The organism is Halomonas sp. LES1 (genome assembly GCF_031846005.1).
Classification (GTDB): domain Bacteria; phylum Pseudomonadota; class Gammaproteobacteria; order Pseudomonadales; family Halomonadaceae; genus Halomonas.
Genome location: NZ_JAVRGC010000010.1, coordinates 45,470 through 65,366 on the forward strand (window position 1 = coordinate 45,470; position 19,897 = coordinate 65,366).

Below are 19,897 nucleotides of genomic sequence, written 5' to 3' on the forward strand. Positions count from 1 at the left end.
GGAGCCGAATTGCGCCGGGTGACAGCGCCTGAACACTGTCTCAGCTCTTGCTGGAGCCACCCCGTGAGGACTTCGCCTTGGCCGGCTCGTCACTGTCCGCCGCGGACGTCTGCTTGGCAGCCTCACCCATGGCCTTGGCCTGCTCGGTAAAGAGCGTCTCCATCTCGGCCTTGAACTCCAGGCTCATCTCGGAGAGCGCCTTGGCATCCGCCATCATCTGCTGAGAGAGCTCGTTCATCATCTCGGCCTGGCGGGTGCCGAAATCACGCAGGCTGTCGGCATCCTGAACCTCGCTGGCATCCCGCATCCGCTCGGTGCCCATCTGGCTGTAGCGCTTCAATGATTCCATCTGATACTGGGAGAGCTTCTCCATGTTGTTCAGCATCAGGGAGTTGAGCTTGCGCATCGGCTCGAAGAGCTGGCGGGTCTGCTCGTTGAAGTTCTCGATCATCTTGTCCTGCATGACACATCCTCCCGAAGGGTGGTGCTAGGCGAGTGGCTCGCCCGGCCATGTTGCACTGCACAAAGACTAGTCTGCCTCCAGCGGTGTTGCAAGACCATGTTGCAAGGCCATGTTGAAAGTCCATGACGTCAGGGTGCGGCAAGACCTGGGGCTTATATCGGCATGGCGGCTTGCATCAGCTGTCGCGCTTGGTTCGTGAACGGGCGCTCGCGGCCCCCTTGGTGGACTTGGCACGGCCTGAGGAGTTGCCGCTGCTCGTCTTGGCGGAAACACTTCTGGAACCCGCATCGGCCTCTTCGCTCTTGCTGCCGGTCTTGGTCGCACGACTGTCCGCCCCCTCCTCGGGCTCGGACTGAGCGGCGGACTGACCGGCCTGCTTGAGCATGTCGAGCATCATCTGCTGATAGGTACCGAAGCTGGATAGCCCCTGGGAGAGCCCCTGGGACAAGCCCTGCGACAGCCCCTGGGTCATGCCCTGCCCCATGCCGGTCTGCTGCAGGAACGGCTGCATCAGGCTCATCGGGTCATAGCCCTCCACCCCGGACTCCATCTGCTTCTGGATTCGATCCAGCAGATCCTTCTGGAAGGCCGCCACATCCGGCAGCCCCAGTGCCTGGCGGAACTCATCGGGGGTAAGGTCAAACTCGACGTTGATCTTCATGGTGTCAGCCCTGTCCGTTGGTCTGCCTCGCAGTGTAGCAGCCTCCCCTGGCCTGCCCTCAACGAGATGGCCCTCAACGCGCCCTCATCGCAGTGTCGGGGTCTCGACGCTGACATCGGCGTTCTGGCCACGCTGACGCAGCAGGTGATCCATCAGGGTAAGCGCCATCATCGCCTCGGCGATCGGCGTGGCCCGAATGCCCACACAGGGGTCATGGCGCCCCTTGGTAATCACCTCCACCGGGTTGCCCTGTATATCGATGCTGCGCCCGGGGGTGGTGATGCTGGAGGTCGGTTTGAGCGCCAGATGCGCGATGATCGCCTGTCCGCTGGAGATACCGCCCAGCACACCGCCGGCATGGTTGGAGAGAAAGCCTTCGGGCGTCATCTCGTCGCGGTGCTCACTGCCACGACTGGCCACGGCGGCGAAGCCGTCACCGATCTCCACCCCCTTAACCGCATTGATGCTCATCAGACCATGCGCCAGCTCGGCGTCGAGCCGGTCGAACACCGGCTCGCCGAGCCCCGGCGGCACCCCCTCGGCCACCACCGTGATCTTCGCCCCTACCGAGTCCTGGTCGCGACGCAGCTGGTCCATGTAGGCCTCGAGCTCCTCCACTCGACTGGCATCGGGACAGAAGAAGGGGTTGGCCTCGACCGCCTCCCAGCTCCTGAAGGCGATCTCGATGGGGCCAAGCTGGCTCATGTAGCCGCGCACGGTGATGCCCCGAGACGCGAGGTACTTCTTGGCGATGGCCCCGGCGGCCACACGCATCGCGGTCTCACGGGCGCTGGAGCGCCCCCCACCGCGGTAGTCACGGATACCGTACTTGTGGTGATAGCTGTAGTCGGCGTGGGCCGGGCGGAACTGGTCCTTGATCTTCGAATAGTCCTTGGAGCGGTGATCGGTATTCTCGATCAGCAGGCCAATGGCGGTACCGGTGGTCTGCCCCTCGAAGACCCCCGAGAGGATACGCACCCGATCGGGCTCGCGGCGCTGGGTGGTATGGCGCGAGGTGCCGGGGCGACGACGATCCAGGTCGCGCTGAAGGTCCTCCTCGCTGAGCGGCAGGCCAGGCGGGCAACCGTCGACGATGGCGCCCAGCGCCGGGCCATGGCTCTCGCCGAAGGTGGTGACGGTAAACAGCTTGCCGAAGGTATTGCCGGACATGGGCGTTCCTCGAGTGATCGGAAGTCGGTGAATCAGGCGAAGGACGCCGCATGGGCGTCGAGTTCATCGGCGGTCAGGGCGAATACCCCCTGGCCACCGCGCTCGAAGTCGAGCCACAGGAAGGGCACCTCGGGGAAGGCCTCCTCCAGATGGTGATCGGAGTTGCCCACCTCGACGATCAGCACGCCGCGCTCGGTCAGATGGTCGCGGGCCTCGCGCAGGATACGCCTGGTGATATCCAGGCCGTCCGCGCCGGACCCCAGTGCCAGCGCAGGCTCGTGGCGGAACTCGGCGGGCATGATGGCCAGATCGCGGGCATCCACATAGGGCGGATTGGAGACGATCAGGTCATAGCGACCGGAAAGCGCATCGAACAGATCCGATGCCACTGCCCTCACCCGGGCGCCGACATCATGACGGCTGATGTTCTGCCGGGCCACCGCCAGCGCCTCCTGGCTGATATCGGCGAGGTCCACCTCACTGGTGGGCAGATGCAGCGCCGTGGCGATGCCGATACAGCCGGAGCCGGCGCACAGGTCGAGCACCCGGTGTGGCGGCTCCTCGGGGAACCAGGCGTCGAAGCCCGACTCCACCAGTTCGGCGATGGGCGAGCGCGGGATCAGCACCCGCTCGTCGACATCGAAGGGCAGGCCGGCGAACCACGCCTCACCCAGCAGGTAGGGCAGCGGTCGCCGGTGGACGATGCGTTCGCGTACCAGGGCGACGATACGACTGCGCTCCATGGGCAGCAGGCGAGCGTCGAGCACCGCCGGGTCGACATTCCAGGGCAGATGCAGCGCGCCCAGGGTCAGGGCCACCGCCTCGTCCCAGGGCGAATCACCGCCATGACCATGAAACAGCCCGGCCAGATGAAACTCGCTGGCCGCCCAGCGCAGGCAGTCGCGCAGGGTCAGGAGCTCGGCGGCGAGCCGGTCATCGGTAAGCGTCAGAGTGGAGGTCGCGCGCGGGGCGTGCTGATCGGCCAAGGGGGCACCTGAACGTCGTGAAATAATGGGTCAATGATTGTAACCCGGCCCGCCGGTTCACAGCCACGCCACGCCGGGTATACTGGTCCCCCTCGCCAACCAGCCGATACTGACCATAAGCCCTGCCCCATGAGCCCTGCCCCATGAGCCAAAACCGCCACCGCCTGGACGATGACGAGATCAGCGCCTTCCGCCAGGCCCTGCAGCAGGCCGGCGTCAAGCCGATCAAGCGCAATCGCGCCGACCCGGGTCGCCCGCGCCGCGAGGAGGCCGCCGCCGCCGCGCGGCGAGCCGCCGCCCAGTCGGCGGGTGACGACAGCACCAGCGGGCGAACCTCGGATGGCCGCGTGGAGGCGGTGCGTCCCTCGGAATATCTCGACTTCGCCCTTCCCGACCTGCCATGGCGTACCCGTAGCCGCCTCAAGCGCGGCGAGATGGCCTGGGAGGCGGGGCTCGACCTGCACGGCTACACCCTGGAAGAAGCCCGCGAGCAGCTGGAGGGGTTCCTGCGTGATGCTGCCGTGGAGCGACGCCGCTGCCTGCTGGTGGTGCATGGCAAGGCGTGGGGCACGGACGGCAACTACCCGGTGCTCAAGAGCCACGTCAATGCGTGGCTGCGCGAATGGCCCGGGGTGCTGGCGTTCTGCTCGGCCGTGGAGGCCGAAGGCGGCACCGGCGCCGTCTATGTGCTGCTGCGCCGGCGGGGGGAACGCTGAGGGTTATTCGGACGACCGCGTGTCGCCCGGCAGACGTGGCCCGACGATGATGCCACGCCCCCCCCAGCTCGGATGGCTACGGCCTTCGTAGCGATCCAGGGCCTCCACCGCCAGCTGGCGCCCCAGGGTGATCAGCGCCTCGGCACGATGAAACTCATAGGCGCCACATACCGTCTTGGGCACCTCGATCAGTACATCCGGTGGATAGCCCGCGACCTTGTACTTGGCCAGCGCCGCCTGGGTAATATCGAAGGACGCCAGCGCCATGTCCAGGCGCCCCCACTGACGGCGACGGCTGCTCTCCTCACTCTGATCGCTCTGCTCGTCCTCCTCGCCCTCGGCGCCATTGGCGCCCCCCCGCCGACCATCGATCCAGCGCCCGGCGGCACGCTTCACCTCCTCGATCCAGGCGCCGAACTCCTTCCCCGACGCCGTTTCAGCGGCCTCGCGCTCCAGGCGTGCGGCCTCGGGGGGAAGCAGCTCCTCCAGGGTCACCGGCCGCGGACTGTGGGCCGTCACGTTCACCGCCAGTACCAGGTCCGCCGCCGCCGAGACGGAGGGGGTGATCGGCAGCGGGTTGAGCAGTCCCCCGTCGACCAGCACCTGCTGGCCACGATGCACCGGCGTGATCACCCCGGGGACGGCAATGGAGGCACGGATCGCCTCGAGCAGCGGGCCACTCTGAAACCACACCTCGCGCTGATGGGTCAAGTCGGTGGCCACTGTCGTCACCGGGATCGCCAGATCCTCGATGCGGGTATCCCCCACCAGGCTCTCCAGCTTGCTCATCACCTTGTTGGCCTTCATGGCGCCCATGGCACTCCAGGAGACATCCACCAGCCGCAGCACATCGAAGTAGTCGAGGCGACAGACCCAATCGCGATAGGCGGCCAACTGCCCCGCGGCATAGACCCCCCCGACCAGCGCTCCCATGGAGCAGCCGGAGACCGCCACGACTTCGTAGCCGCGGCGCTCGACCTCCTCGATCACGCCGATATGGGCATAGCCGCGCGCCCCACCGCTGCCCAGCACCAGTGCCACGCGTTTCGTCTCACCGGAGGCTGCCGACCTGTCGTTCATACCCCTGCGACTCCTCATCTGTCTTACGGCTCCCTGCCGCTCACCGCCCATCTAGCGATGGTCTCGGCCACCGCCGATACCGCCTCGGGCTCCAGGTGCAGGTGGTGTCCACCCGCCAACACTCGACGCTCGAGCCCGGGCATCGCCGTACGAGCCGAACGCGCCCGCTCTGTCTCGCCCAGGATGCCCTCCTCCCCTTCGATCAGCAGCGTCGGGCAGGCGATCTCGGCCAGGCAGGCCACCACCTGCTCGGGGGTCAGCCGCACCGGCGAGGGGCGCACCAGGCGAGGGTCGGTTCGCCACCCCAGCCGCCCGTCCGCCCACTCCTTTAGGTTACGGCGCACCACGGGACGGATGGCCTCGGCACTCACCGGCGTGGCTCCCCCCTTGACGCGTGCGTTCACGGCCTCCTCTTCGTCAGCATAGCGCGCCGGACGCGAGGGCGAGCGACGGTGTCCCAACAGGCCTCGACGCAGCTGCCGCGGGGACTCCTCGGCCGCAGTGGTCACCGCTCCGAGCCCATCGATCAGCGCCAGCCGCGCCACCCGTTCCGGCAGGGCGGCGGCCAGCAGACAGGCCACCCCGGCCCCCATGGAGTGAGCCAGCAGGGTCGGGCGCGTGGCGCCCAGGGCATCTGCCGCATCGAGCACATCGTCGCAGTAGTCCCAGATGGCATAGTCACCGGGCGTATGCCATGAGTGACCGTGGCCTGCGAAGTCGATGGCGACGATGCGCACTCCCAGCTGGCTGGCAAGCACGGGAGCCAGGCGCGAGAAGCTGGCGGCATTGTCCAGCCAGCCGTGCAGGGCCAGCCACGGCGGGGCCTCCGGCTCGCCCCAGGCCAGTCCTGCCAGGCGCCCTTCGGCCAGGCTCAGGATCCGTGGCGAGGTCATGACGCCTCCCCCAGCAGCTCGTCCAGCGCGGCAAGCAGTCGCTGGCGCACCTCGACAGGATGCTCCATGGGAAACATATGGGTGCCAGGCACCAGCCGCACCTTGACCCCATGGCGGATCAGCCGGCGTCGACGGCGCGGCGTCAGCAGGTCGGAGTCCTCGCCGGCCAGGATGGCGTGGGGCACCCGCAGCCGCCGCGGCAGGTCGCCCAGGTGGTCCGGCAGGTGGCGGAAGATCTCCACCTCGATATCGGGGTCGTAGGTCAGTAGAGCCCGGCCGTCATCGAGCAGTCGGGTTCCACCCTCGACGTAGTCGTCCAGGGCCTGCTCGGTGAACCGCCGAAACAGGCCTCGTCGGCGCAGGTAGTGGCGCATCGCCTCCCGGTCCGGCCAGGTGGTGCGGCGGCCCAGGCTCTTGCCAGCCGGCGTCACCCGGTCCACCAGTCCCAGCCACTTGGCCGCCTTCATTCCCCAGGCGTCGATACCCAGCATCAGCGGCGGGTCGAGCATCACCACACTGCGAAAGCGTTCCGGCGCCGTCTCGGCGGCCATCGCCATCAGCACGCCGCCCATGGAGTGGCCCACCCCGATCACCGGGGCGTCGAACCGGGCCACGACGTTCAGCAGCTCATCGCGCAGTGCCTGCCAGTTATGCCCCACCGGAAAGTCGGGATGGTGGCCGAGGCGATCCACGGGATGGAGGTCGAAACGCTCCCCCAACGGCGCCAGGAAGCTGTGATAGCAGGCCCCGGGGAAGCCATTGGCATGGGCGAACAGCAACGTGGGTCGGTCGGTGTTGGTGGACATGGTCTCTTTCCTGTGACGGGGCAGTTCAGGCACGGATGGCGGTAGCAGGCTAACGGGATTACCATGTTTCGCCAAGTCGACATCCATCTACCAGGAGCTCCCGTGACCACCCGCAAGCCCCGTGATACCCGCCTTCGCAATCGACTCTTCTTCGCTACCGTGCTTGCCGCCATGCTGGTCGGCTTCTGGTTGCTACGGTGATGGAGGCCCTGGCGACCTTCCAGGCCACCCTGGAGATCACCCTGCCGGTCTTCGCCATGGTGTTTATCGGCCTGGGACTCAAGCGCGCTCGCTGGATCGATTCGGCCTTCGTCACCACCGCCTCACAGCTGGTGTTCAAGGCAACCCTGCCCACGCTGATCTTCCTGAGCATCATCCGCGCCGACCTCGAGGCGACCCTCAACCCGCGGATGCTCGGGGTGTTTGCCCTGGCCACCCTGGGCAGCTTCCTCCTCGCCTGGGGCTGGGCCCGGCTTCGCGTCCCCCTGGCCGACCGCGGCAGCTATATCCAGGGCGCCTTTCGCGGCAACTGCGGCATCGTCGGCCTGGCCCTGGCGGCGGGGATGTACGGCGACTACGGTCTCTCCGCCGGCGGCCTGCTGCTGGGTGTGGTGATCCTGACCTACAACGCCTTCTCGGTGATCGCCCTGGCCACCCATCAGGAGGAGGTCACGACCGACTGGCGCCAGATGCTGATGCAGATCGTGCGCAACCCGCTGATCCTGGCGGTCGTACTGGCCATGCCGGTGGCACTGTCGGGGCTGGGTCTGCCCGACTGGGTGATCACCTCGGGGGAGTACTTCGCCTCCCTGACCCTGCCGCTGGCGCTGATCTGTGTCGGTGCCACCCTCTCGCTGGAAGCCATTCGCCGCTCGGGGGGCCTGGCGGCCGGTGCCAGCATGATGAAGATGGTGACGATCCCCGTGCTTGCCACCACGACGGCCTGGCTCGCCGGCTTCGAGGGGCGCGAGCTGGGGGTGATGTTCCTGTTCTTCGCAAGCCCCACCGCGGCGGCGGCCTTCGTGATGGCCAAGACCATGGGCGGCAACGCCGTGCTTACCGCCAATATCATCGCCCTGACCACCCTGATGGCCAGCGCCACCATCACCCTGGGCGTGTTCGGCCTACAGATGGCCGGGCTGATATAGCCTTAGCCCCGGAGCGCCAAGGGCTCCATCGTTGGGAGCCGGCTTCTCGGAAAGCCTCAGCTCCCCTCGCGTTCTGCCTAGCCCTACCCTGGCCCCAACTCAGTCCAGTTCGGCCGGCGTCACAAACCTTGCCAGCCGCGCACAGCCCGCCGCCCAGGCATCGGCCTCGAGCTCGGCCACGGCAGCAGTGGGGAAGCCCAGGCCGCCATCCTCGCGTCCCTCCACGAGCACGCCCGCCAGCGCCCCCACCAGCGGCATATGGCTGACCAGCATCAACGGTCGCCCCTGGGGCAGCTCGAGCAGCCAGTCGGTCACCGCGTGGGGCGAGTCATCCGGCGTGATGATCGACAGGGTCTCGACCTCGACACCCAGCGCCTCGCCCAACACCGCGGCGCTCTGGCGGGCGCGTCGATAGGGGCTGGCCAGCAGGCGCAGTCCCGCCAGGTCGTCGCGGCGGCTTAGCCACTCCGCCACGCGACGCACCTGCTGCAGCCCCCGAGGGGTCAGTTCACGCTCGGCGTCGGGACTCCCTAGCCCCGCCTCGCCGTGGCGCATGATCAGCAGCCGCTCACTCATGCTCATGTTCATCACCCCCTCCTCTCCGCCTCTGTCCACTCTGCTCGCGGTGGGCGCGCTGCACATCCTCCCGGGCCAGCACGAACTCCACGTCGCTGCTCTGCTCACCCAGCATCAACAGTCGCGCCATCTCCTGGGCCGGCACTCCCTTGAACAGCACCTGATAGAGCCCCTCGGCCAGCGGCATGTAGATCCCTTCATCGCGGGCCTTGTCGCGCACCAGGCGTACGCTGTTGACACCCTCGGCCACCTGCCCCAGGGCCTCGACCGCCTCGTCCAGGCTGTGCCCCTCGCCCAGCGCATAGCCGACCCGATAGTTGCGCGACAGCTGCGATGAACAGGTGACGATCAGATCCCCCACCCCGGCCAGTCCCAGGAAGGTCATGGGATTGGCCCCCAGGGAGACGGCGAAGCGGCTCATCTCGGCCAGCGCCCGGGTCATCAGCATGCTGCGGGTGTTCTCGCCCATGCCCAGGGCCGCGGCCATGCCGGCGGCGATGGCGTAGAGGTTCTTCAGTGCCCCGCCCAGCTCAACGCCATAGCGGTCGTTGCTGGCATAGACCCGGAAGTAGTCACAGCCAAGCGCCGCCTGTACCCGGGTACGGGTCTCGGGGTCGTCGCTGGCGATCACCGTGGCGGTGAGCTGCTTGTCGGCCACCTCGGAGGCGAGATTGGGCCCCGAGATCACCCCGATATGGGGGAAGCCGGTCTCCTCCTCGAGAATCTGGCTCATCAGCTTGAAGCCCTCTTCCTGGATCCCCTTGGTGGTGCTGACCAGGATCTGATCGGGGCTCAGATGCGTGCGTGCCTGTCGCACCACATCGCCGAATGCCTTGGAGGGGATCGCCACCAGCACCAGGCCGGCGCCCGGCAGCACCTCGGCCATCTCGGTGGAGGCCACCACCGCCGGATTGATGGCGTAACCGGGCAGGTAGCGTCCGTTGACATGCTCGCGGTTGATCTGCTCGGCCAGCGCCGGGTCGCGCAGCCACTGACGCACCTCGGCCCCGTTGTCGGCGGCGATGCTGGCCAGGGCGGTGCCGAAGCTGCCCCCCCCGAGCACCGCCACCCGCATGCGTTCTTCTGCCATGATGCACTCCGCAGGAGTTGATTGAATGGGGGGATTGTAGCGAAAAAGACGCCCGGACCGTGACCGGTCCGGGCGTCTCGAGATGCGGCCCGAGACGGGCCGCGGAGGGAGGGCGTGTCAGTCGACCAGATGCAGCAGCGAGTCGATGCTCTCACGCGCATCGCCGTAGAACATCCGGGTGTTCTCCTTGAAGAACAGCGGGTTCTCGATACCGGAATAGCCGGTACCCTGGCCACGCTTGCTGACGAACACCTGCTTGGCCTCCCACACCTTGAGCACCGGCATGCCGGCGATGGGGCTGTTGGGATCCTCTTCGGCGGCCGGATTGACGATATCGTTGGAGCCGATGACGATCACCACATCGGTGGAGGCGAAGTCATCGTTGATCTCGTCCATCTCCAGCACGATGTCATAGGGCACCTTGGCCTCGGCCAGCAGCACGTTCATGTGCCCGGGCAGGCGGCCTGCCACCGGATGGATACCGAAGCGAACGTTCTTGCCCGCGGCGCGCAGCTTGCGGGTCAGCTCGCTCACCGCATTCTGGGCCTGGGCCACCGCCATGCCGTAGCCCGGCACGATGATCACGCTGTCGGCATCGTTGAGCGCACTGGCCACGCCACCCGCGTCGATGGCGACCTGCTCGCCCTCGATCTCCGCCGCCGGCCCCTGGGTACCACCGAAGCCGCCGAGGATGACGTTGAGGAAGTTGCGGTTCATCGCCTTGCACATGATGTACGACAGGATGGCACCGGAGGAGCCCACCAGGGCACCGGTGACGATTAGCAGGTCGTTGGAGAGCGTGAAGCCGATGGCCGCCGCGGCCCAGCCGGAGTAGCTGTTGAGCATCGACACCACCACCGGCATGTCGGCACCGCCGATGCCCATGATCAGGTGATAGCCGATGAAGAACGCCAGGGCGGCGATCAGCAGCAGGGTCCAGAAGCCGGCACCGTTGAGATAGAGGATGGCGAGCAGCAGCGAGAGCGCCGCGGCACCGGCATTGAGCATATGACCGCCGGGCAGCTGCCGCGGCTTGCCGTCGATCTTGCCGGCCAGCTTGCCGAAGGCGATGATCGAGCCGGTGAAGGTCACCGCACCGATAAACACGCCCAGCACCACTTCGATCTGCAGGAACATCAGCTCGTCCGGCGCCTTGGTGGCCACCAGGCCGGCAAAGGCCGAGAACTGATCGGTGCTCGCCTCGATGGCACGAGCCGCCAGCACGCGGCGACGCTCCAGGTCGGCGCTCCAGCCGACGAACACCGCGGCCAGGCCGACGAAGCTATGCAGCGCCGCCACCAGCTGCGGCATCTCGGTCATGTCGACCTTCTTGGCCACATAGACACCGATGCCGGCGCCGATGACCATCATCGGAATCATCCAGCCATAGGCGCCGATTCCCGGCCCCAAGGCGGTAAAGAACACCGCCACGGCCATGCCGACGATGCCGTACCACACCGCCCGCTTGGCCTTCTCCTGATTGCTCAATCCCCCCAGGGAGAGGATGAACAGTACACTCGCCGCGATCGCCGCGGCAGACACGAATCCTTGACTCAGCATGGGTTGTCTCCGCGGATCACGATTTCTGGAACATGGCCAGCATCCGGCGTGTCACCAGGAAGCCGCCCACAATATTGATGGTCGCCACCAGCACCGAGATGGCCGCCATCAGCGTTACCAGCCCGCTGCCCGAACCGATCTGCAGCAGTGCCCCCAGGATGATGATCCCGGAGATGGCATTGGTCACCGCCATCAGCGGGGTATGCAGCGAGTGGCTGACGCCCCAGATCACCTGGAAGCCCACGAAGCAGGCCAGCGCGAAGACGATGAAGTGCTGCATGAACGAGGCCGGTGCCACCTGGCCGAGCAGCAGCATCAGCGCCCCACCGACGCCCAGCAGGGTTACCTGACGCTTGGTCTGGGCCTTGAAGGTGGCCAGTTCGGCGGCCTTCTTCTCCTCCGGCGTCGGCTCCTTCTCCTTGGGCTTGGGCTTGGCCGCGGCGATCGCCTTTACCTTGGGCGGCGGAGGCGGGAAGGTGACTTCACTGGCGTGAACCACCGTGGCGCCACGGATGACATCATCCTCCATGTCATGGTGGATCTGGCCATCCTTCTCGGGGGTCAGATCGGTCAGCATATGGCGGATATTGGTGGCGTAGAGCAGCGACGACTGGGTCGCCATGCGTGACGGGAAGTCGGTATAGCCGACCACCACCACGCCGTTGTCGGAGACCACCTTCTCGTCGGCGACGGTCAGATCACAGTTGCCGCCCTTCTCCGCGGCCAGGTCGATGACCACCGAGCCCGGCTTCATGGCCTGGACCATATCCTCCAGCCACAGCTTGGGCGCCGGCCTCCCGGGGATCAGTGCCGTGGTGATGACGATATCGATGTCGGGGGCCTGCTCGCGGAAGCACTCGAGCTGCTTCTCGCGGAACTCGGGGCTGGAGGGAGCCGCATAGCCGCCCGTCTCGGAGCCGTCCTGACTCTCGTCGAAGTCGAGAAACAGGAACTCGGCGCCCATGGATTCGATCTGCTCCGAGACCTCGGGGCGCACATCGAAGGCGCGCACCACGGCCCCCAGGCTGGTGGCCGTACCGATGGCGGAAAGCCCCGCCACCCCGGCGCCGATCACCAGCACCTTGGCCGGCGGCACCTTGCCGGCGGCCGTCACCTGACCGGTGAAGAAGCGCCCGAAGTTGTTGCCCGCCTCGATCACCGCGCGATAGCCGGCGATATTGGCCATCAACGACAGGGCGTCCATCTTCTGGGCCCGCGAGATACGCGGCACCATGTCCATGGCCACCACGGTGGCGCCCTGGGCGCGACACTTCTCGAGCAGCGCCTCGTTCTGGGCCGGCCAGAAGAAGCTGATCAGGGTCTGGCCCTCGCGCAGGCGCTCGGCCTCCGCCTCCTCGGGCTCACGGACCTTGATCACCACCTCGGCCTCGCTCCACAGCGCCTCGGCCCCGTCGACCACGGTGACGCCGGCGTTGCGATAGGCCTCGTCATCGAAGCCGGCGGCCACGCCGGCGCCGCTCTCGATCAGGCAGTCGTGTCCAAGCTTCTGGATGAACTTCGCGCTGTCAGGGGTCAGCGCGACGCGCGCCTCGCCCTTGGCGAGCTCCCTGGGTGCACCAATCTTCACGTTGGATCTCCCGGTTGGTTATTGAATTCGTGCATAGGTCAGGCTTTTTATTCATACCGTACAATGCCGCATTGCACAACCGTCGATTCAGCGTCGAAGGCGAGGCATAGGGCATCATCGGTGTGACAGCTGGAGAGGTGCAACGCTGACCGGAAACAGACGAAAAGGCAAGTGCCCAACAGCGGTGCCCAACGCAAGCAGGCCGCCCGGAGGCGGCCTGCAGACTGGTCAGTCAATGCAGAGGAATCAGGCGCTTAGCAGGGCGTTGAGGCGCTTGACGTAGGCGGCGGGATCATCGAGATGCCCCCCCTCGGCGATGATCGCCTGGTCGAGCAGGATATGGGCCAGATCGTCGAAGCCCTCGCCCTCGACACCCTCGAGGCGCGCCACCAGGGCGTGCTCGGGATTGAGCTCGAGAATCGGCTTGACCTCGGGCAGGGCCTGGCCAGCGGCCTCCATGATGCGACGCATCTGGAAGCCCATCTCGTGCTCGGGCAGCACCACACAGGCCGGCGAGTCGGTCAGACGATGAGTCACCTTGACCTCCTGGACGGTATCGCCCAGCGCCTCCTTGACGCGCTTGACCAGATCCTCCTTGGCCTTGGCGGTCTCCTCCTGCGCCTTCTTCTCCTCCTCGTCCTCGATCTCGCCGAGGTCGAGCTCGCCCTTGGCGACGTCAACGAAGGCCTTGCCCTCGAACTCGGTGAGGTGGCTCATCAGCCACTCGTCGATGCGGTCGTGGAGCAGCAGCACCTCGATGCCCTTCTTGCGGAAGATCTCCAGATGCGGGCTGTTCTTCGCCGCATTGAAGCCGTCGGCGACGATATAGTAGATCTTCTCCTGACCCTCCTTCATGCGCGACACCACGTCGGCCAGCGACTGGTCCTGGGTGGCGCTGTCGGTATGGGTGGTGGAGAAGCGCAACAGGCCGGCGATCTTCTCACGGTTGGCGAAGTCCTCCGCCGGGCCCTCCTTGAGCACGCTGCCGAAGGTGTTCCAGAAGGTCTGGTAGGCCTCGGGATCCTTGGCCAGCTTCTTGAGCATGTCCAGGGAGCGCTTGGTCAGCGCGCTCTTGATCTTCTCGACCTGGGGGTCCTGCTGCAGCAGCTCGCGGGAGACGTTGAGCGACAGGTCGCGGGTATCCAGCACGCCCTTGATGAAGCGCAGATAGAGCGGCAGGAACTGCTCGGCGTCGTCCATGATGAAGACGCGCTGCACATAGAGCTTCACGCCGCGGGCGCCATCGCGCTCGTAGAGGTCGAACGGCGCGCGGCTAGGCACGTAGAGCAGGCTTACGTACTCGAGCTTGCCCTCGACCTTGTTGTGGCTCCAGGTCAGCGGGTCCGTGAAGTCGTGGGCCACGTGCTTGTAGAAGGCCTTGTACTCATCGTCGCTGAGCTCGCTCTTGGGACGCACCCACAGGGCGGTGGCCTCGTTGACGGTCTCCCAGCTGACGGTCTCGCTGCCCTCGATCTCCTTGCCATCCTCGTCGCGGGCCGTCTCGACCCTGGGCATGCGCACCGGCACCTCGATGTGATCGGAGTACTTGCGCACCAGGCTCTGCAGGCGGAAGTCATCGGCGAACTCGCGGGCGTCCTCCTTGAGGTGCAGAACGATCTCGGTGCCGTGGGCCTCGCGCTCGACATCGGCGACGGTGAACTCGCCCTCGCCCCTGGAGCGCCACTCGACGCCTTCCCCCTGCTCGGTGCCCGCCTTGCGGGTACGCACGGTGATGTCATCGGCGACGATAAAGCCGGAATAGAAGCCGACACCGAACTGGCCGATCAGGCGAGCGTCCTTCTGCTGCTCGCCGGAGAGCTGCTTGAGAAACTCGGCGGTGCCGCTGCGCGCGATGGTGCCGAGGTTCGCGATCACCTCATCGCGGCTCATGCCGATGCCGTTGTCGCGCACCGTCACGGTGCCCGCCTCGGCATCATGCTCGATCTCGATGCGCAGCTCGCTGTCGCCTTCGTAGAGGGCATCGTTGTCCAGGGCCGCGTAGCGCAACTTGTCGCAGGCGTCGGCGGCATTGGAGATAAGCTCGCGCAGGAAGATCTCCCGGTTGGAGTACAGGGAGTGGATCATCAGGTGCAGCAGCTGCTTCACCTCGGTCTGGAAGCCAAGGGTCTCTTCGTGTTGCGTGGCAGTGGTCATGTGGCGTGAACCCCCTCTTTCGACATGACGACGGTGGACGGACCACCGACTCGGAACTGGCAATCGATATGGGGTTCCCGCGGGGGTTTTCAAGCCCCTGGGTGACTCACGCCTGCCCTCCTTCGGGGTCATCCAGCACAAAGTGCAGCCTGGCGGTGGCCACCGGTGTGGCTTCCTCCTTCTGCCAGGCACTGACCGTGACATTGGCCAGGCGTCGCCCCTCGCGCAGCAGCGAACAGCGCGCATGGGTCGGCACCAGCCGGGCGGTACGCAGGTAGTCGATGGAGATATCGACGATGCGCGGCAAGCGCGGCTCACGGGTGGCCAGCATCAGGTCCAGGGTCGCCGCGGTCTCCATAAAGGCCGCCACCACACCACCATGCAACGCCGGCAGCATCACATTGCCGACATTGCCCGGGCGAGGGTCGAGACGGAACAGCAGGCCATCCCCCTCTGGGTCCGGCGACGTCGTGACGCCGATGCGCCGCGCATAGGGCATCAGCTCGAGCCAGGCCGACAGATCCCCCGCGTCACGGGTCCTGGTCAGCCACTCCACTCCATGAATGCCTTCAGGCATGGTCCTCCTCCTCGGCAAACAGCGCCTCGGCAAATGTCGGCGGGGTGTTGCGCGGCCCCAGCCGCACGAAGTTGCCGACGGCACGCGCCACCTCTCCCTCGGCCGACTGCCAGACGCGCCCCTCGGTGAATACCACCGAGGCGGTAACTCGCACGACCCGGGCCTCCACCAGCAGGTCCTGGCCGGCCACCGCCGGACGGAAGTGATCGATGCGCAGGTCGAGGGTCGGGCAGACTTCCGGTGACGGCAGTGCCGGCAGGACCGCCGAGCCACAGGCGGTGTCCAGCAGCATGGTCAGCACTCCCCCATGGACCAGCCTGCGGCTGCTGTCGCCCAGCAGCTCCGCGTGCCAGGGCAGGCGCATGCGAGTGAGCCGTGGCGAGGCCTCGAGCACCTCGAGACCCAGCTCACGCGTGTGGGGTATCACGTTGACGAAACGGGTCAGGGCACGCCGCCAGTCGGCGGCGTCGGGACGGGAGTCGGCGTGCATGGGCGGCTCGGCTAGGCGTGTTGTGATGAACAGCTGGCAGTCAAACGAGCGTATCAAACTCCACTGGAGTTATCCTTGCTCCTGTCAACGCTCTCCTCCCGCCAGGCACGATAGGGTCCCAGGGCACTATCCACCCGGGTCAGCAGCCAGCCGACGATCACCGCGTCGTCGAGCACGCCCACCAGCACCAGAAAATCGGGAATCAGATCCAGAGGCGAGATCAGGTAGACCAGCGCCGCCAGCATCCACAGGATGGCCACCCAGGGCACCGGACGATAGCGGCCACGCAGCACGTCGCCGAGCATCGGCACGAACAGCCGCAGGGCCCGGGTAATCTGGCCGATCACACGGGAGCGCCCGCGTAGCCGGGACTTCAACTTGTCACCCTTGCCTGCCATGGGCCTCTCCTTGCCATTTGCGAAAAAAAGTCATATGCGCAAAAAGGTCATGTGCGCGAAGAAGGTCATGCGCGCGACCAGGTCGTACGCGAGAGTCGTACGCGAGAATAGAACGCCACGATAAGCGATTCGATGAGACGACGACAGCCTCGACGACGCTGTCGTGGTCAGGCGACACTATCCCCTAGCCACCCCATCGGCGACGATGGTGGTTTCCACTCGAAACGACGCTGGAGGGTTCCCCATGTCGTTGCGCCTCTTCGTACCCTGGCGTGCCCTGGCCGCCGCCACCCTGTGCTGCCTGCCACTGCTGGGCCAGGCCGACGACCGCAGCATGCGCGAGGCCCTGCAGGCCGCCCGAGCCGGTGACTGGCAGCGGGTCGACGAAGCCGCCATTGCCGATCATGAACTGGCCGGCTACGTGGCCTATCACCGCCTGCGCGACCGTCTGCCCGATGTGGCTCCCCGGAGGGTACTCGACTTTATCGAGCGTCACGCCGACTCGCCCCTCGCCGAGTGGATGCGCGGCCAGGCAATCGATCGCTACGGCCAGGCCGGGCGCCGCACGGACCTGCTCGAGGTCGCCGCCGGGGAGCCCGAGGGCACCGCCCGGCGCTGTCATTACTACACCGCCCTGCTCGACCGTGACCCCGCCATGGCGGCCGCAGGCGGCCGCCGGCTCTGGCGAGTGGGGCGCTCCCAGCCCGAGGCCTGCGACACTCTCTTCAACACCCTGCGACGCCGCGGCGAGATCGGCGAGGAGCAGATCTGGGAGCGCCAGATGCTGGCCTGGCAGGCCGGGCAGAGTGGCCTTGCAAACTATCTGGGGGGCCTGCTGGGCAGTCGCTGGCACGCCGCCCAGCAGGCCATGGCGCGTGTCCAGGCGGACCCTGTCGCGATCACCCGGGTGCCCGACTGCCTGGGGCCCGAGTGCCGTGGCAGCGGCCCCTTCTTCGCTGCCGCCATGCATGACCATGTGCGCGCCGACACCGCAGAAGCCCTTGAGGCGTGGCGCAGGATTGCCCCACGCCTGAGAATCGCGGCCGAGCATCGTCAGACGATCGAGCATGACCTGATCTTCTACTCCCTGGTCCGGGACGTACGCTCCAATCGCGCCTGGGTGGATGCCACCCTTCCCCAGCTCGCCTCACCGGACCTGCTCGAGCTTCGGGTACGCACGGCCCTGGCCGATCGCGACTGGCGCGGCGTGCTCGACTGGATCCAGCGCATGCCGGAGGTCAACCGCGGGGACGAACGCTGGCAGTATTGGCGGGCACGCGCCCTGGAGCAGCTGGGTGACAGGGCCGCCGCCGAGCGTGCCTATGCCGCCGCCGCCGAGGAGCGTAGCTTCTATGGCTTTGCCGCCGCCGACCGGCTGGGGCGCCCCTACGCGCTCAATATGGAGCGCAACCAGATCGACGCCGCCTACCGAGACCGGGTAGCCCACTGGCCGGCCGTAAGGCGTACCGAAGCCCTGCTACGCATCAACGAGCCCGGCCTGGCCGCCAGCGAATGGTATGCGGCGGTGCGCCGTGCCTCCCCACGCGATGCCCGAGCGCTGGGCGACTACGCCCGCCGGCGCGGCTGGCATGCCAGGCTGGTCCAGACCACCATCGTCGGCCAGCTGTGGGATGCCCTCGAGTGGCGCTTTCCCGAGGCCTATCGTGACGACTTCCTGACATGGGGCCGCCGGACCGGGGTCGATCCCTATCTGCTGATGGGCATCGCGCGACGCGAGAGCGCCTACAATCCCGAGGCGGTATCGCCCGCCGGGGCCCGCGGGCTGATGCAGGTGATGCCCGCCACCGCCACCCAGCTGGCTCGCCAGCTGGGCATCGCCGACCCGGGCGCCTATGGCATCCTCGACCCCCAGACCAACATTCGCCTGGGCAGCACCTATATTCGCGATATGCTCGAACGCTACCGTGGCAATCGTCTGGCCGCCACGGCGGCCTACAACGCCGGCCCCGGCCGCGTGGACCGCTGGCTACAGAGCGGCGAGACAGAGGCCTTCGACCTGTTCGTCGAAGGCATTCCGTTTCGCGAGACGCGCAACTATGTCCAGGCGGTGCTGACCTATCGGGCAATCTTCGAAAGCCTGGCCAACGGCGGCAGCAGCGAGGGTGTTTCGATGCTTACCCCCGCCGAGAAGCGGGTGCGCTACGACGGCTCGCTGCTGGCCCGGCAGTAAGCTGGAAGCTGGAAGCTGGAAGCTGGAAGCTGGAAGCTGGAAGCTGGAAGTCAGCATGTGGCCTCCAGTACCCGCGCCAAGCTTTTCTTCCAGCTTCAAGCCTAAGCCCGCGAAGCGGGCGCTCTTCCAGTTTAAAGCCCGGCCTCAGCTGGGCTGGCGCTCCAGCGCCAGCCTGATGCCGAAGAGGATCAATACCGAGCCGGTCAGCCCGTTGAGCCAGCGTGCGAAGAGGGGACTGGCCAGCCACCGCCCTGCGCCGCCCACCATCAAGGCCACCCCGATCTGCCACAGGTTGGCGATCACGAAGTGGACGCCCGCCAGGAACAGCGACTTGGCCAGTGCCGGGTCGCCCGGGGCGATGAACTGCGGAAGGAAGGCCATATAGAAGACCACGGTCTTGGGGTTGAGCACATTGGAGAGCAGCCCCTCGCGCAGGGGCTTCCAGGCCGGAAGCACACGCCGCTCGGCGCCTACCCCGGCCATCGGCAGTCCCTGGCCGCGCCGTGCCGCCACAAGCGCCTGAGCCCCCAGCCAGACCAGATAGATGGCCCCGGCCAGCTTGAGCACACCGAAGGCCCAGGCCGACTGCAGCAGGATCAGCGAGATCCCCAGGGCCGAGACGGCGGCGTGCACGAAGAGGCCACAGCAGATCGCCAGGCTGGTGAGTACCCCATCTCGCACCCCACCACGCGCGGTGTTGCGGATCACCAGCAAGGTATCCACTCCGGGGGTGATCGAGAGCAGGGTGATGGCCACCAGGAAGGGCCAGAACTGGGCATCGATCCACATGATGGCTGGCCTACTCCGCGCGGCGAGCGTGGCGCATGGAGATCTGGTCGTTGAGGGTCCAGAAGTCGTAGAGCACCCCCAGCCCGAACAGGCCGAAGGTCAGCAGATAGACGATGCCGCTCAGCCACTTGCCCTGATAGAAACGATGCAGGCCGAAGACACCGAGGAAGGTGAGCAGCAACCAGGCGAGCGAGTAGTTGATGGGCCCCGAAGTGAAGCGCAGGTCCGCCTGACGGTCCATGGCGGGAATCAGGAAGAGATCGATGAGCCAGCCGATGCCGAGCAGGCCAAGGGTGAAAAACCAGATGGTACCGGTCACCGGCTTGCCATAGTAGAAGCGGTGGGCACCGAGGAAGCCGAACAGCCAGAGCAGGTAGCCGAGTAGCATGCTGTGGGTATCGCGGGAGGTGAGGGGGTGGGCGGTCATGACGCTCTCGAATCCGGTGGGAGAGTGGCTCCGGGCGTGCTGGACGCCTCGGGGGTTTCCAACTAGAGTGATCTTGCGGGCTCGACATAGTCTCCCTGCGTCACACAGCGTGCGCAAGCCTTGTCGGGGCACCG

General features: G+C 66.7%; 20 protein-coding genes. 3 read left to right on the forward strand and 17 right to left on the reverse strand.

What is annotated here, in order from left to right:
* Positions 1-40 precede the first annotated feature (40 nt).
* The 4 genes from RM463_RS16640 to prmB all read right to left on the reverse strand — a co-directional run bounded on the left by RM463_RS16640 (position 41) and on the right by prmB (position 3,280).
* On the reverse strand, positions 41-463 hold the full coding sequence (locus RM463_RS16640) for a phasin family protein (protein WP_311430676.1): 423 nt from the start codon (positions 461-463) through the stop codon (positions 41-43).
* Between the two features lie 175 nt (positions 464-638).
* Positions 639-1,124 carry a hypothetical protein gene (locus RM463_RS16645; protein WP_311430677.1) on the reverse strand — a complete coding sequence of 162 codons (486 nt, stop codon included), beginning with the start codon at positions 1,122-1,124 and terminating at the stop codon, positions 639-641.
* An 84-nt stretch (positions 1,125-1,208) separates the two neighbouring features.
* Positions 1,209-2,294 carry a chorismate synthase gene (aroC, locus tag RM463_RS16650; RefSeq protein WP_311430678.1) on the reverse strand — a complete coding sequence of 362 codons (1,086 nt, stop codon included), beginning with the start codon at positions 2,292-2,294 and terminating at the stop codon, positions 1,209-1,211.
* 32 nt (positions 2,295-2,326) lie between these two features.
* A complete protein-coding gene (gene prmB, locus RM463_RS16655) occupies positions 2,327-3,280 on the reverse strand; it encodes a 50S ribosomal protein L3 N(5)-glutamine methyltransferase (RefSeq protein ID WP_311430679.1) in 954 nt (317 codons plus the stop codon).
* Positions 3,281-3,423: 143 nt separating this feature from the next.
* On the opposite strand from prmB, the gene RM463_RS16660 reads away from it, so the two are divergent.
* Entirely contained in the window at positions 3,424-3,996 is a 573-nt protein-coding gene (locus tag RM463_RS16660; protein ID WP_311430680.1) for a Smr/MutS family protein, read from the forward strand.
* A 3-nt stretch (positions 3,997-3,999) separates the two neighbouring features.
* On the opposite strand, the gene RM463_RS16665 is transcribed toward RM463_RS16660, so the two are convergent.
* The 3 genes from RM463_RS16665 to RM463_RS16675 are packed head-to-tail and all read right to left on the reverse strand — an operon-like array spanning position 4,000 to position 6,775.
* A complete protein-coding gene (locus RM463_RS16665) occupies positions 4,000-5,076 on the reverse strand; it encodes a patatin-like phospholipase family protein (protein ID WP_195687286.1) in 1,077 nt (358 codons plus the stop codon).
* 23 nt (positions 5,077-5,099) lie between these two features.
* Positions 5,100-5,969, reverse strand: a complete 870-nt coding sequence (locus RM463_RS16670; RefSeq protein WP_311430681.1) for an alpha/beta hydrolase — start codon at positions 5,967-5,969, stop codon at positions 5,100-5,102.
* Positions 5,966-6,775, reverse strand: a complete 810-nt coding sequence (locus RM463_RS16675; RefSeq protein ID WP_311430682.1) for an alpha/beta hydrolase — start codon at positions 6,773-6,775, stop codon at positions 5,966-5,968. The genes RM463_RS16670 and RM463_RS16675 overlap by 4 nt, the downstream gene beginning before the upstream one ends.
* 200 nt (positions 6,776-6,975) lie before the next feature.
* Here RM463_RS16675 and RM463_RS16680 point away from each other — a divergent pair, with 200 nt between their 5' ends.
* Positions 6,976-7,923: an AEC family transporter gene (locus tag RM463_RS16680; protein WP_311430718.1), complete on the forward strand. Its 948-nt coding sequence runs from the start codon at positions 6,976-6,978 to the stop codon at positions 7,921-7,923.
* 99 nt (positions 7,924-8,022) lie between these two features.
* Here the strand turns inward: RM463_RS16680 and sixA are convergent, their stop codons facing one another.
* The 8 genes from sixA to RM463_RS16720 all read right to left on the reverse strand — a co-directional run bounded on the left by sixA (position 8,023) and on the right by RM463_RS16720 (position 16,356).
* The gene (gene sixA, locus RM463_RS16685) at positions 8,023-8,511 is read right to left on the reverse strand and encodes a phosphohistidine phosphatase SixA (RefSeq protein WP_409229160.1); all 489 of its coding nucleotides are present in this window, start codon (positions 8,509-8,511) and stop codon (positions 8,023-8,025) included.
* Positions 8,492-9,589: an NAD(P)H-dependent glycerol-3-phosphate dehydrogenase gene (locus RM463_RS16690; protein WP_311430683.1), complete on the reverse strand. Its 1,098-nt coding sequence runs from the start codon at positions 9,587-9,589 to the stop codon at positions 8,492-8,494. Before RM463_RS16690 ends, sixA begins: the two co-directional genes overlap by 20 nt.
* Positions 9,590-9,706: 117 nt before the next feature.
* Positions 9,707-11,149: an NAD(P)(+) transhydrogenase (Re/Si-specific) subunit beta gene (locus RM463_RS16695; RefSeq protein WP_195687290.1), complete on the reverse strand. Its 1,443-nt coding sequence runs from the start codon at positions 11,147-11,149 to the stop codon at positions 9,707-9,709.
* Positions 11,150-11,165: 16 nt separating this feature from the next.
* Positions 11,166-12,737: a Re/Si-specific NAD(P)(+) transhydrogenase subunit alpha gene (locus RM463_RS16700; protein ID WP_311430684.1), complete on the reverse strand. Its 1,572-nt coding sequence runs from the start codon at positions 12,735-12,737 to the stop codon at positions 11,166-11,168.
* A 246-nt stretch (positions 12,738-12,983) separates the two neighbouring features.
* The gene (gene htpG / locus RM463_RS16705) at positions 12,984-14,891 is read right to left on the reverse strand and encodes a molecular chaperone HtpG (protein ID WP_311430685.1); all 1,908 of its coding nucleotides are present in this window, start codon (positions 14,889-14,891) and stop codon (positions 12,984-12,986) included.
* 106 nt (positions 14,892-14,997) lie between these two features.
* On the reverse strand, positions 14,998-15,468 hold the full coding sequence (locus RM463_RS16710) for a PaaI family thioesterase (RefSeq protein ID WP_311430686.1): 471 nt from the start codon (positions 15,466-15,468) through the stop codon (positions 14,998-15,000).
* Positions 15,461-15,958 (reverse strand): PaaI family thioesterase, encoded by a 498-nt coding sequence (locus RM463_RS16715; RefSeq protein ID WP_311430687.1) that lies wholly within the window; start codon positions 15,956-15,958, stop codon positions 15,461-15,463. Before RM463_RS16715 ends, RM463_RS16710 begins: the two co-directional genes overlap by 8 nt.
* Positions 15,959-16,011: 53 nt before the next feature.
* Complete coding sequence (locus tag RM463_RS16720; RefSeq protein ID WP_311430688.1) at positions 16,012-16,356, reverse strand: DUF1232 domain-containing protein; 345 nt, start codon at positions 16,354-16,356, stop codon at positions 16,012-16,014.
* A gap of 244 nt (positions 16,357-16,600) precedes the next feature.
* On the opposite strand from RM463_RS16720, the gene RM463_RS16725 reads away from it, so the two are divergent.
* On the forward strand, positions 16,601-18,547 hold the full coding sequence (locus RM463_RS16725; protein WP_311430689.1) for a transglycosylase SLT domain-containing protein: 1,947 nt from the start codon (positions 16,601-16,603) through the stop codon (positions 18,545-18,547).
* A gap of 144 nt (positions 18,548-18,691) precedes the next feature.
* Here the strand turns inward: RM463_RS16725 and RM463_RS16730 are convergent, their stop codons facing one another.
* A complete protein-coding gene (locus RM463_RS16730; protein ID WP_311430690.1) occupies positions 18,692-19,336 on the reverse strand; it encodes a LysE family translocator in 645 nt (214 codons plus the stop codon).
* Positions 19,337-19,346: 10 nt separating this feature from the next.
* Complete coding sequence (locus RM463_RS16735; protein WP_195687298.1) at positions 19,347-19,763, reverse strand: TM2 domain-containing protein; 417 nt, start codon at positions 19,761-19,763, stop codon at positions 19,347-19,349.
* Positions 19,764-19,897: the final 134 nt, after the last annotated feature.